This is a genomic window from Paenibacillus sp. Negev47, from assembly GCF_058313655.1.
Genome location: NZ_CM177754.1, coordinates 1,826,863 through 1,839,714 on the forward strand (window position 1 = coordinate 1,826,863; position 12,852 = coordinate 1,839,714).

The 12,852-nt window shown below is 44.0% G+C and carries 11 protein-coding genes; 9 read left to right on the forward strand and 2 right to left on the reverse strand.

The genetic code is table 11. The annotated features are described in order from the left end of the window. Position 1 precedes the first annotated feature (1 nt). Both AC4G47_RS08390 and AC4G47_RS08395 read right to left on the reverse strand, forming a co-directional pair. Positions 2-1,081, reverse strand: coding sequence for a hypothetical protein (locus AC4G47_RS08390; RefSeq protein ID WP_491105697.1), 1,080 nt, complete (start codon positions 1,079-1,081; stop codon positions 2-4). A 183-nt stretch (positions 1,082-1,264) separates the two neighbouring features. Beyond that, on the reverse strand, positions 1,265-1,501 hold the full coding sequence (locus tag AC4G47_RS08395) for a DUF2626 domain-containing protein (protein ID WP_076332330.1): 237 nt from the start codon (positions 1,499-1,501) through the stop codon (positions 1,265-1,267). A 314-nt stretch (positions 1,502-1,815) separates the two neighbouring features. On the opposite strand from AC4G47_RS08395, the gene AC4G47_RS08400 reads away from it, so the two are divergent. The 9 genes from AC4G47_RS08400 (at position 1,816) to AC4G47_RS08440 (ending at position 12,738) form a co-directional block, all read left to right on the forward strand. Then, positions 1,816-2,466 (forward strand): RsfA family transcriptional regulator, encoded by a 651-nt coding sequence (locus tag AC4G47_RS08400; protein WP_491105698.1) that lies wholly within the window; start codon positions 1,816-1,818, stop codon positions 2,464-2,466. Positions 2,467-2,617: 151 nt separating this feature from the next. Next, on the forward strand, positions 2,618-3,559 hold the full coding sequence (locus tag AC4G47_RS08405; protein ID WP_491105699.1) for a ketopantoate reductase family protein: 942 nt from the start codon (positions 2,618-2,620) through the stop codon (positions 3,557-3,559). A 17-nt stretch (positions 3,560-3,576) separates the two neighbouring features. Next, entirely contained in the window at positions 3,577-3,951 is a 375-nt protein-coding gene (locus tag AC4G47_RS08410) for a DUF3397 domain-containing protein (RefSeq protein WP_491105700.1), read from the forward strand. Between the two features lie 153 nt (positions 3,952-4,104). Continuing rightward, the gene (locus AC4G47_RS08415; protein WP_491105701.1) at positions 4,105-5,802 is read left to right on the forward strand and encodes a peptide ABC transporter substrate-binding protein; all 1,698 of its coding nucleotides are present in this window, start codon (positions 4,105-4,107) and stop codon (positions 5,800-5,802) included. Positions 5,803-5,991: 189 nt separating this feature from the next. Beyond that, positions 5,992-6,924: an ABC transporter permease gene (locus tag AC4G47_RS08420; protein ID WP_491105702.1), complete on the forward strand. Its 933-nt coding sequence runs from the start codon at positions 5,992-5,994 to the stop codon at positions 6,922-6,924. 47 nt (positions 6,925-6,971) lie between these two features. Beyond that, on the forward strand, positions 6,972-7,853 hold the full coding sequence (locus AC4G47_RS08425) for an ABC transporter permease (RefSeq protein ID WP_458127314.1): 882 nt from the start codon (positions 6,972-6,974) through the stop codon (positions 7,851-7,853). Positions 7,854-7,870: 17 nt separating this feature from the next. Further along, positions 7,871-9,640, forward strand: coding sequence for an ABC transporter ATP-binding protein (locus AC4G47_RS08430; RefSeq protein WP_491105703.1), 1,770 nt, complete (start codon positions 7,871-7,873; stop codon positions 9,638-9,640). 156 nt (positions 9,641-9,796) lie between these two features. Further along, positions 9,797-11,428 carry a bacillithiol biosynthesis cysteine-adding enzyme BshC gene (gene bshC, locus AC4G47_RS08435; RefSeq protein WP_491105704.1) on the forward strand — a complete coding sequence of 544 codons (1,632 nt, stop codon included), beginning with the start codon at positions 9,797-9,799 and terminating at the stop codon, positions 11,426-11,428. 44 nt (positions 11,429-11,472) lie between these two features. Beyond that, positions 11,473-12,738, forward strand: coding sequence for an adenosylhomocysteinase (locus tag AC4G47_RS08440; RefSeq protein ID WP_491105705.1), 1,266 nt, complete (start codon positions 11,473-11,475; stop codon positions 12,736-12,738). Positions 12,739-12,852 lie beyond the last annotated feature (114 nt).

Consider the following 12,852-nt stretch of genomic DNA (forward strand, 5'->3'; position numbering starts at 1 on the left):
CTTAAAATGATATGGCGAGTTTTACTTCCAGTATGCCTTCACTTGATGAAACATCGGTGGCTTTGACGAAGGACAAGATTTTCTGTGGATAGAATCCGAGGTCGAACTCTCTTTCCAGCATTCGGCGAGTGGTGTCTGGTAATTCAAGCTGATTGAATACAAGTTTGTCCACATGAAAACGAATAGAGTTTTGAGGCTCATTTTCTACCGTATAATGTCCTTCAATACTTAATTGCAATTGATCTCGCTGACCGGAAGCTGTGATCTTGTCCTGGTTGAATTGAAAGGCAAAGTCTTCAAAGATGGAATTCTGGGAACGTAAAAATGCATTAAGCTCATCCTGCCCAATTCGAATCGTATACGTTGTTCCGGTCGTGGATATGCCCCCATTCTGCTCTTGAATAAAATCGGGCAGGTTCTGCATGGCAGATGCCAATGCTTTGAAATATCGTTTCACCTCATAGATGCCGATGTTCTCCCAATATAGGGTCAGTTCATCCATCAGTTTTTGAATCGCCGCCGCATCTCCGCTGGTGGCTATTTGGGCGTCCACTTCCTTTTGCAAGGCGACTACACGTTCCCGCTGGTTTTGAAGATTAGTCTTCATTTCAGATAATTCTGATGTAGTTTGACGAATTTGAGTGGAAGTCTGTTGCAGATTGCGATAACGGTCCTGATACTTGTCCAGCACAGCCTGATCCCGTCCAATAATGATCTGGTAATAATCATACAGTACAAACAGGTCTTTAAATGACCTGGCTCCCAGGACCGTCATGAGGAGACTGTCACGTTCTCCCGTGTAGTAGGACCTCACCACAACACCGGCCCGATCTTGCTGAATATGTATCTGTTGTTCCTGTTCCTGAAGCTGGACGGATAATGTCTCGTATTGTTGAGCCAGCTGTTTTTGCCTGTCTGCGATGCGTTCGATTTCATGATCGATTTCGACGATGGATAGACTTTTTTGCAATATTTCACGTGTATCCTCGGGTGAAGACTCTCCATAGGCATAGGTAGAAGGTAGCTGTGTGAATAAAATGATGCATAATAAAAAGGCGGCAATGCCGTATTGACGATTCACCGATCATTCTCCTTTCCATTCCCTAAATGATAATAGTACAGGCTTGTAGTCTTTCAGACAATATATGAAACAAATACGTGAAATATCCTTAGTGGTTACATAACACCACGAACAAACGTGTAATCTGAAAACAACAAAAAAGCAATCCGACTGATGCCGGATCACTTTGATGTTGCAGGTGGATTAGAGCGGCAACCCCATTTGGAATACGGTCCAGTAGCTGAACCCCGTGAAGGTCACGATCATATAACCCCAGAAGAGCAATATGTACGTTCGTTCAGTGAATTTCAAGTATCCCAAAATGACAAAAAACGCAGTCTGCAGGAAAAAAAGCAAAGCCATTTCGACCAGATCTCCCGCAAAAGCCATCAGGCCAATCGCAAGCGTGAAGAACCCGAGTACCCGAAACATGCGTGCCACGGTAAATCCTCCTCTCCTAAGTACGATCATAGATTGTCTACACAACATTATACCGGGAAAGGAAAAACGTGTAAACAAATTTGGATATGAAAGCGAATTCTTTTTTTGTCCCAAAGCAAGATGACGGGAGTAGTTTTACAGAAGTTACGTATGAGCAAGCCTAAATGTGGAAATACATTTTAGTATGAAATCAATTCTATGAACTCTATGAGAGGCATAAGAATGAATGAAGCAGCTTTTATACCTAATTCACATACCGGGTTTCCGGTAATGCGGACGGTTATTTTAGGATGTTGTTAGGAGGGTATTATAGCATGACTGCAGTGAGACAGGATGCTTGGAGTACAGAGGACGATTTGATATTGGCTGAGGTTACTTTGCGTCATATTAGGGAAGGCAGTACACAACTGGCCGCTTTTGAAGAGGTGGGCGAAAAAATAGGCAGAACTTCTGCCGCATGCGGTTTTCGCTGGAACAGTTGTGTGCGCAAAAAGTATGAGTCTGCCATCAGTAATGCCAAGGCACAACGGCAAAAACGTAGTTATCTCAGAAAGCAGCCGGCTATGCTGGGACCGCAGGTTGCAGCTCTGTCTACAATGGATACCGAAGAACATCTGTACAAATCAGATGGGATCTCGGACGATTCATTATCTATGGATGCAGTAATTCGCTTCCTGCGACAATGGAAAGGAACAGTGCAGGAGAGCAGTCGTCAACTTAAGATGCTGGAAAAGGAGCTTCGAGAGAAAGAAGATGAATTGCTTGAACTGCGCTGCGAGAATGACCGTCTCTCCAAGCAAGTGAACGAAGTACAGACGGATTACCGTGTGGTGAATGACGATTACAAGGCTTTGATTCAGATTATGGATCGGGCTCGCAGACTCGCATTTTTGTCCGAAGAAGAAGAGGAACTCAAAACCCGCTTCAAGATGGATGCCAACGGGAACCTGGAACGGATTGAATAGTAGGAACAGGTGTTTGATTTGCGATAGTCAGATATGAACCCGCCACACCTCCGTTACATAACGGCAGGTATGACGGGTTTTTAGTTTGGTCTTTTTGTTCTATGATAGATAAAATGAGAGTAACTACTGAAGCCGAGAGGAGTGAATTCATATGATCATTGACATCGTAGGAGCAGGGTCACTGGGTCTTTTGTATGGCGGGAAACTGCTCGCGGCGGGTAATCAGATTCGATTTTGGACCCGAACAACTGATCAGGCAGACCTATTAAACCGTAATGGAGTAACTATCGCGGAACAAGATAGGAAGATACATATTCAACCGGATCAGATACAGGCAAAACCGATCAATGAGTTGTCTGACGCATTGGAGCGCACGCCTGGAGAATGGTTATTGCTAATGGTTAAGCAGACAAGCATTGACGATTTCCTTCATGAGGTTGGTCTATTGAAAGATCAGGTCCTGAACATCGCGTGTTTTCAAAATGGGATGGGCCATCTGGAGAAACTAGAAGCTACTTTGCCGCATTCATTTATATGTAGCGCGATTACTACAGAGGGGGCAAAGCGTACCGAGTACCAGGTGACTCGTGCAGGCACAGGTGAAACCAGACTGGGAAAACGAAACATATATATGGAAGCTTCTACATCTATAGAGATGGAAAAAACATTTACTCTATCGAGACTTATGCAGCAGGCAGGATTTGACTGTACAGTGTCGAATGAAATCGATAAGCTGATATACAGGAAACTGTTGATCAACGCGGTCATAAACCCGCTTACGGCATTATGGCGTATTCCCAACGGTGAATTAATCATCAAGGAAGATCGCAAGCGGTTTATGCGTCAGTTATATGATGAAACATTGGTGATCTACTCCGCAAGTGGAATATACCTAGATCAGGATATGTGGGAGCAACTGATAGGTGTCTGTCGTTCCACAGCCTCGAATACGTCCTCTATGCTTGCAGATGTTCTTCAAGGACGTGGTACAGAAGTCGGATCCATCAACGGACATATCGTAAGGATGGCACAAAAGTCAGGCCTTGCTGCACCTACACATAAAATACTGCTTGATCTGATTGAAGGAATGTAACCGGAAGGAGTGAGTTAATGGGATTATTTATTGTGTTAAGTATACTACCCTTTTTTCCGTTCTTTCTTGTATATTGGGGCATGTACGGGTGGAAAAAAGACAAACGCACAGCATTGCGGATGGCAATGGATGTAACGACCTTTTTTCTTGTATTTTCAGTTTCGGCGTTATTCAACTTAACATTTGACTCGAATTTTGGTTTTTATCTGACACTATTACTCATACTACTAGCACTTGGATTCATCGGAGGGGCACAAAATCGACTAAAGGGGAAGGTCAATGGGGGTAGAATGTTCCGGGCCGTTTGGCGCATGGCCTTCATCATTATGAGTTTCGGGTATGTTTTGTTTACTTTATTTGGATTATTTAGATACTTCATGCAACAGATGTGAGGATACATAACGCAAAAGGGCTAAAAAATGTGTCGATTTTGTCGAAAACTGAAAAAAACATTACTTTCTGAAAAAGTAATGTAGATTTTTTTGACCGGTGGTTGTATAATCTATAAACATATAAACCATATCAATTTAGGGGGAACGTGTTAGATGAAAAGGAAAAGTCTATTAGTCCTTTTGACGCTGATTTTGGCGTTCGGTACCGTACTTGCAGCGTGCGGATCGAAAAACGAAGGCACAGGTAACACCGATACTGGTTCTGCAAACGAAGGAAATGGTCTTGCTAAAGATCAAATCCTGAAAATCAACCTGTCAGCTGAACCTCCTACGTTGGACCCGGCTCAAGCAAAAGACAGCCAAACCAACACTGTTCTGAAGTTCTTGTATGAAGGTCTTGTACGCATTGATGCTGATGGTAAAGAACAAGCAGGCGTAGCTAAAGACTGGACAATCTCCGAAGATGGTTTGAAATATGTTTTCAACCTGAACCCGGAAGCTAAATGGAGCAACGGTGATGCAATCACTGCCGAAGACTTTGTTCGTTCTTGGGAACGCGCTTTGAAACCGGAAACAGCTTCTCCATATGCATACCAATTGTACTACATCAAAGGTGCTGAAGGTTTCAACCTCAGCAAAGATGAAACATACACTGGTACTAAAATCACAGATTTCTCACAAGTAGGCGTTAAAGCTACTGATGAGCACACACTGGAAGTAACGTTGGAAAACCCAACACCTTATTTCTTGGGTCTGACAGCATTCTACACGTACTACCCAGTACATGCATCTGCTGACACGAATGACAAATTCTTCACAGACTACAAAAACATGATCGTTAACGGACCATTTGTAATGGATCAATACGCTAAAGGTCAAAAAATTGTTGTGAAGAAAAACGATAGTTACCATGCAGCTGCCGATATTAAATTGGCTCAAATCGATATGTCTCTGACTAACAGCAGTGCTTCCGAACTGCAAGCTTACAAATCAGGACAATTGGACTACACTGGTGCACCTAACGGTGAAATTCCATCCGACCAAATTCCTTCTGTAAAAGCGGAATTGCCGGACGAGTTCAAAGCTACTGGTATTGCAAGTACTTACTACTACCAGTTCAACGTAAACGAAGCACCATTTAACAACGTTAAAATCCGTAAAGCATTTGCAATGTCCATTAACCGTCAACTGATTGTTGACAAAGTAACACAAGGTGGACAAATTCCAGCATTCGGCTTTGTACCTCCAGGTATCCGTGGTGAAAACGGCGAATTCCGTGATGAGCACAAAGACGATTACTTCACAGAAAATGTGGACGAAGCAAAAGCATTGCTTGCTGAAGGTATGAAAGAAGAAGGTTACACAACATTGCCAGCTGTTACCTTGATCTACAATACTAGTGATGGTCACGCAAAAATCGCTTTGGCGGTTGCTGACATGTGGAAACAAAATCTTGGTGTTGATGTGAAAACAGAAAACCAAGAGTGGGGCGTATTCCTCGAGAACCGTCAAAATCAAAACTTCCAAGTAGCTCGTGCAGGTTGGTCTGCTGACTACAACGATCCATACAACTTCTTGGAAATGTGGACTACTGGAAACACAAACAATGATTCCAAATTCAGCAACGAACAGTATGACAAAGATGTTAAAGAAACTGTAAAATCTGCTGATCCAGCTACACGTATGGCTGCATTTGCTGACGCTGAGAAAATCCTGATTCAAGATGAAATGGGCGTTTTGCCAATTTATTACTACACTAACGTATCTTTGACCAAGCCTTACCTGAAAGGCGTACAACTTGATTTCAGTGGAGCTATTGACTTCACGCGTGCATATCTAGAAGAGAAATAAGTTGTTCTGAAGTCTAATATGAATACTTCGGGATATATATGTGGAATTCCATATATATCCCGATTTTTTGTATGTGCACCGATTTTCCTTATAATTCTTGAAATTTCCGATAAATGGATTGGACTTTATTTCTGTCTAATTCTACAATCGATTTGTATACAAAATATTGTTTGTGGAGGTGTGCAAGGGTTGGTTAAGTATGTGTTGAAAAAACTATTATTTATGCTGCTATCGCTTTTCATACTCGCATCTGCAACCTTCTTCCTGATGAAGGCTATTCCGGGTGACCCTTTTACATCCGAGAAAAAAGTATCGCCTGAAATTCGGGTCTTGCTGGAACAGAAGTATGGATTGGACAAACCGATGTATGAACAATACCTGAAGTATATGGGTGGAATCATTAAGGGAGATTTCGGGGTTTCAATGAAATATCTCAATCGAGATGTAGCCGGAATGATCGGCGAAACATTCACCGCTTCGCTGAAGCTTGGAGTGTTTGCAATTGTTATCTCCATTATCGTGGGTGTTTTACTGGGACTTATTGCTGCAGTTTATCATCGTAAACTCATTGATGATGTCACGATGATCCTCGCTGTCATAGGTATAGCTGTTCCGAGCTTCTTGCTTGCGTCACTATTGCAGTATCTCTTTGCTACTAAATTAGGCTGGTTTAACGTTATGGGCTTCGATGGTCCATTAGATTACGTTCTTCCGGTTGCGGCGCTATCTGCATCTCCGATTGCTTTTATCGCTCGTTTGACGCGTTCGAGCATGCTCGAAGTCTTGCATGCAGATTATATCAAAACAGCTAAAGCCAAAGGTCTGAAATGGCCTGCAATTATGTTTAAACACGTTGTAAGAAACGGTATTCTACCGGTAGTAACTTATGTTGGTCCAATGACAGCGAATATCATCACAGGTTCCGTTGTAATTGAACAGATCTTTAACATCGGGGGAATTGGTAAAGTATTCGTAGAGAGTATCACAAACCGTGATTACACCATGATCATGGGGATTACGATTTTCTATGGTATCCTCCTGATGTTGGCGCGTTTCTTTACGGATATCGCTTACGTGCTGATTGATCCTAGAATTAAGCTGGAAAGCCGGAAGGGGGCATAACGTTGTCTGGCACGAATAATAAAAACAATGAAACGGCGAACACTGACCTGACTAGTCAGGCAGCGGTTAAACCGCAAGAAAGTGTATCCCTTTTTAAAGATGCCATGTACAGACTTGCAACCAATAAGGCTGCAATGATTAGTCTAGGTGTATTGTTTCTTGTCGTGATTTTCTCTTTGATTGGTCCAACTTCTTTGTTTACAAGTTATAATTATTATTCCAATGATTTGATGAATGCCAATGCAGCGCCGAGTGCGGAGCACTGGTTCGGTACGGACGAGCTTGGTCGTGACGTGTGGGTAAGAACTTGGGTAGGAGCACGTGTATCCCTTACTGTAGGTTTGGCCGCAGCCTTGATTGACCTTGTTATCGGGGTTATTTATGGAGCGATCATGGGTTTCTACGGTGGACGTGTAGATGGAATTATGAACAAGTTTTCCGAAATCCTCTATTCCTTGCCGTACATGCTGGTTGTAATTTTGTTGCTGGTTGTATTGGAACCAAGTCTGACAACGATTATCATTGCCCTCACCATCACAGGCTGGATCAGCATGTCATGGATTGTGCGTGGTGAGATTATGCAACTCAAAAACAGAGACTTTATTCTTGCTGCACGATCCATGGGAGCAAGCACAGGGCGTCAATTGTTCCGTCATTTGCTGCCCAATGCAATAGGACCGATTCTTGTAACATTGACGTTGTCCATTCCAAATGCAATCTTTGCCGAAGCGTTCCTGAGCTTCCTTGGATTAGGTGTATCTGCACCAAGATCTTCACTTGGTTCTATGATCAATGATGCACTTACAGGCTGGACGCTATTCCCGTGGCGGATGTGGTTCCCTGCAGGTCTGATGGTTCTTACAATGCTTGCATTTAACTTGCTCGGAGACGGACTGCGCGACGCACTCGATCCGAAATTACGTAAATAGAAATAGGAGGTGGGATTATGGAGCCGATTTTAACAGTCAAAGACCTGAGTGTGTCGTTCTCAACACGTTCTGGTGAATTTGATGCCGTTAAAAATGTGAGTTTTGAAATTGGCAAAGGAGAGACGCTGGGGATCGTAGGTGAATCGGGTAGTGGTAAGAGTGTTACCGCCCAAACCATCATGAAATTGATTCCCTCCCCGCCTTCGAAGGTCAAAAGCGGAGAAATTACTTTTCACGGGCAAGACCTGCTGAATAAGACGGATAAACAAATGGAAGCCATCCGTGGTAAAGATATCGGTATGATCTTCCAGGATCCAATGACTTCTTTGAATCCTACCATTAAAATTGGTAAACAAATAACGGAAGTACTTCGGAAGCATCAGAACATGTCCAAGCAAGAGGCTAAGAAAAGTGCTTTGGAAATGTTGGAGCTTGTAGGTATCAAAAATGCAGATATCCGCATGAACCATTATCCTCACCAATTCTCTGGTGGTATGCGTCAGCGTGCGATGATTGCAATCGCGCTTGCTTGTCGTCCATCTCTTCTGATTGCGGATGAGCCGACAACTGCACTTGACGTTACAATCCAGGCTCAAATCCTGGATGTAATGAAAGATATGCAGCAAAAGCTTGGAACATCAATTATGCTCATTACGCATGACCTTGGTGTTGTAGCAGGGATGTGTGACCGTGTTGTTGTTATGAAAGAAGGCGAAGTTGTTGAAACAGGAACAACTGCTGAAATCTTTAGTAACCCTCAACATCCATATACGATTAAGTTGCTGAATGCTTTGCCTCGCCTGGACGAGCCCAAAAAGGAGAAACCAACTCCGGCTGGTATTATCAAAGGCAGCAACAAGCCTTTGGTACAAGTGAAAAACTTGAAACAATACTTTAATATGGGTAAAGGTAACATTCTCAAAGCGGTCAATGACGTAAGCTTTGATATCTTTGAAGGTGAAACACTTGGCGTTGTAGGCGAGTCCGGCTGTGGTAAATCCACAACAGGTCGTACTATTCTGCGTCTTTATGAGCCAACTGGTGGAAATGTTAACTTTAACGGAACGGATATCTACAAGCTGTCCCCGCGCAGAATGAAAGAAATGCGTAAAGATATGCAGATGATCTTCCAAGATCCATATGCATCCCTTAACCCGCGTTTCAACGTTATGGATATTATCGGGGAGTCCCTTGATATTCATGGTCTGGCTTCCAGCTCTAAAGAGCGCAAGAGAAGAGTGGAAGAGCTGCTTGACCTGGTAGGTTTGAATCCAAGTCATGCACTCCGTTATCCGCATGAATTCTCTGGTGGTCAAAGACAACGGATCGGGATTGCGCGTGCACTTGCTGTAGATCCTAAATTCATCATCTGTGATGAGCCATTGTCTGCTCTGGATGTATCCATTCAGGCGCAGGTCGTTAAATTACTTGAAGAACTTCAGCAACGTCTCGGCTTGACATACCTGTTTATTGCGCATGACTTGTCGATGGTTAAACATATCAGTGACCGTGTAGCCGTAATGTACATGGGTAAAGTGGTTGAACTCGCAGAAAGTGAAGAACTGTATGCGAACCCGATCCACCCTTATACCAAAACATTGCTTTCAGCGATCCCTGTGCCTGATCCGGAAGTGGAAGCGAACAAGCGTCGCATCTTGCTGCCGGAAGAGCATATGAGCCCGATTCAGAATGGATCTGGCGGTCCTGCTAATGACCCGTACAACCTGGAAAATGCTCAATTGATTGAGGTTTCCAAAGGTCACTGGGTTGCAGAACCTTACGTATAATAGAAATTCTAAAGCGATATGCTATTATTGATGTATTAACTGCCGCCGACTTGTTCGGCGGTTTTTTCGTTTTTTAATTACTTTCTTTTGACGAAGCGACCCTGAATTCGGTACAATCAAGTAAGGCTCTTTGAAGCAGAATAGGAGGCAGACCTCATGAACGGTATTACCGAGGCACTCCGCAGCGGATCAAAACTTGCAGAAGATTATATCTGTTCAAGAGAAGCTGCGCGTGGCCTTTACGAGTATGACATTCGCTGGGAATCAGGACTTCATGCGCGTGCCGAGTGGTTGGACCAATCGGAAAACACACGCATTGATCGTCGTGATCTGGCAGAGTATTTACGTATATATAATAAACGGGTGAACGACCATGGAGAAGTTCATGCGTCCATCACACGTTTGGCAGAACAAGGTGCATTGGTGGTTACAGGAGGACAGCAGAGTGGTTTGCTCACCGGACCACTGTTTGTCATATACAAAGCCGCCAGCGTAGTTGCAGCTGCGCGTGAAGCCGAAGAAAGGCTGCAGCGCCCGGTAGTTCCAGTATTCTGGATCGCGGGTGAAGACCATGACTGGGATGAAGTTAACCATACGTATCTGCCTGATCACCAGGGAGACATGAAGAAAGTTAAGTTACCAGGACGATTCGCAGGAAGAGATTCTGTGAGTAATGTTCAAGTGGATACGGAACAATGGATGAATGTAATCGAACAGGTGGAACATCTGTTACCTGATACGATACATAAACCAGGATTGATGAAATGCATCACAGAGATCCATCAATCCAGTTCGAATCTGAGTGATGCCTTTGCCCGCATGATGTCCGCTTTGTTTGCCAACAGTGGACTTATTCTAATGGATGCATCAGATCCAGACTTGCGCAGATTGGAACAGCCTGTTTTTGAACGGCTGATCCGTAGTAATGAAGTGCTGCGTAACGCTTATATACAAGGATCTTCGTTAGTACAACAAGCTGGTTATGCTATGCCTGCCGAAGTGGCAGAGGATGGAGCCAATCTGTTCTATATCCATGAAGGTGTGCGTTTGCTTTTGACGCTGAAGGATGGCTTGTATACTGATCGTAAAGGTCTGGTTTCTTTCACAGAGGAACGTTTGCTTCAGGAGCTAGGGGAACATCCTGAGCGCTTTAGTAACAACGTATTGACCCGGCCCTTGATGCAGGATTCCGTTTTGCCTGTAACAGCTGTTATTTTGGGGCAAGGTGAAATTGCATATTGGGGTTTGACTCGCGAAGCATTCCGTCAGTTCGGGCTGCAAATGCCAATTTTGTTGCCGCGGTTGTCCTTTACCATTATGGAAGATGTTCATCACAAACATATGAAACAATATGGACTTTCCTTTCAGGATGTTCAGTATCATATGGAAGACAAGAAGGAACAGTGGCTTGCGCAGCAGGAGATATTTCAGGTAGAGGAACAATTTGCTAAGGTTCAGGAAGCGTTTCTTGATCTGTATGGCCCATTGTTGGATGAGATCTCGGAGATTCACCCGGGGTTGGAACGAATTGGGGATACCAATTTGAGTAAAATCACCGAGCAAATGCATTATCTGAAGCAGCAGACTCACAAAGCCATCGAAGATAAACATAATGTAAGTCTAAGGCACTGGAACGGCATTCAAAACTCCTTATTCCCGACGGGCAAACCGCAGGAACGAGTACATAATGCACTCTTTTACCTGAATCGTTATGGCACTGAGTGGATCGATGAACTGATTAAGACCTCAAGCGAATTCCGTGGAGAGCATAAGGTTATTGCACTGTAGAGACCTTTATAATAGAAGAAACACATAAACGAGGAGGAGATGGAATGACTACACCTGCATTGCAAAACAGTATTGTTAAAGATATGGGACTCGCTTCAGAGGGTCATCTGAAAATTGACTGGGTAGAAGCACATATGCCGGTATTGAACCGAATTCGTCGCCAGTTTGAACAGGATCTGCCTTTTAAAGGTTTGAAGGTAGCTATTTGTCTTCATCTGGAGGCCAAAACAGCTTACTTGGCAAAAGTGATCCAAGCCGGTGGAGCAGAAGTAACGATTACCCACAGCAACCCATTGTCTACGCAAGATGATGTCTGCGCAGCATTGGTAGAGGATGGCGTAACTGTATATGCGAAGTACAACCCGGAACCTGCAGAATTCAAATCACTGCAACTTCGTGCGCTTGAGGTGAAACCTGATCTCATTATTGATGATGGCGGAGATTTCGCGACCATTATTGCATCTGAGCGTCCTGACCTCGCAGCGACCATTCGCGGTGGAGCAGAAGAAACGACAACGGGCATTATTCGTCTGAAAGCATTGGCGAAAGAGGGCCAATTGAAGTTTCCGATGGTAGCAGTTAATGACGCTTACTGCAAATATCTGTTTGATAACCGTTATGGCACAGGCCAGTCCGCGTTTGACGGTATCATTCGTACCACCAATCTGGTGATCGCTGGGAAAAATGTAGTGGTTGCCGGATATGGCTGGTGTGGTAAAGGTGTAGCGATGCGCGCCAAAGGCCTTGGAGCGAATGTGATCGTAACCGAGATTGATCCAATTAAAGCGGTAGAAGCACATATGGACGGATTCCGGGTAATGACGATGGTGGAAGCTGCCAAATTGGGCGATTTCTTTATCGCGGTTACGGGCAATAAGGATGTTATCACGGGTGAGCACTACGATGTGATGAAGGATGGAGCGATCCTGAGCAATGCCGGTCACTTCGATGTTGAAGTGAATAAACCTGAACTTGCTAAACGTTCGGAATCGATTCGCACAGTTCGCCGCAACATTGAGGAATATTGTTTCAAAGATGGTCGTAAAATGTACCTTCTTGCAGAGGGTCGTCTGGTGAACCTGGGTGCAGCAGATGGTCACCCTGCCGAAATCATGGATACGACGTTTGCTCTGCAGGCGCTTGGTCTGCGTTATGTGAGTGAAAACTATGCTGAACTGGGTAAAAACGTGGTTAATGTACCTTACGATATCGACCAACAGGTTGCGAGCTATAAGCTTGAAAGCCTGAATATTGGCATTGATTCCTTGTCAGCTGAGCAGGAAAAATACTTGGATAGCTGGAAGTTTTAAGCTCGATCCAATATTTACAAGCTGATGAACCGATTCAAAGGGTATAGAATGGTTTATTGATGATATGGCTCATGTACGGGTAGACATACGATTGTCCGTTTACGGTAAACGTCT

Bases quoted from the DNA above. Each gene is read 5' to 3' on its own strand.
- AC4G47_RS08410 (WP_491105700.1), top strand. From the start codon at position 3,577: ATGGGATTATTTATTGTGTTAAGTATACTACCCTTTTTTCCGTTCTTT.
- AC4G47_RS08415 (WP_491105701.1), top strand. From the start codon at position 4,105: ATGAAAAGGAAAAGTCTATTAGTCCTTTTGACGCTGATTTTGGCGTTC.
- bshC (WP_491105704.1), top strand. From the start codon at position 9,797: ATGAACGGTATTACCGAGGCACTCCGCAGCGGATCAAAACTTGCAGAA.
- AC4G47_RS08405 (WP_491105699.1), top strand. From the start codon at position 2,618: ATGATCATTGACATCGTAGGAGCAGGGTCACTGGGTCTTTTGTATGGC.
- AC4G47_RS08440 (WP_491105705.1), top strand. From the start codon at position 11,473: ATGACTACACCTGCATTGCAAAACAGTATTGTTAAAGATATGGGACTC.
- AC4G47_RS08430 (WP_491105703.1), top strand. From the start codon at position 7,871: ATGGAGCCGATTTTAACAGTCAAAGACCTGAGTGTGTCGTTCTCAACA.
- AC4G47_RS08400 (WP_491105698.1), top strand. From the start codon at position 1,816: ATGACTGCAGTGAGACAGGATGCTTGGAGTACAGAGGACGATTTGATA.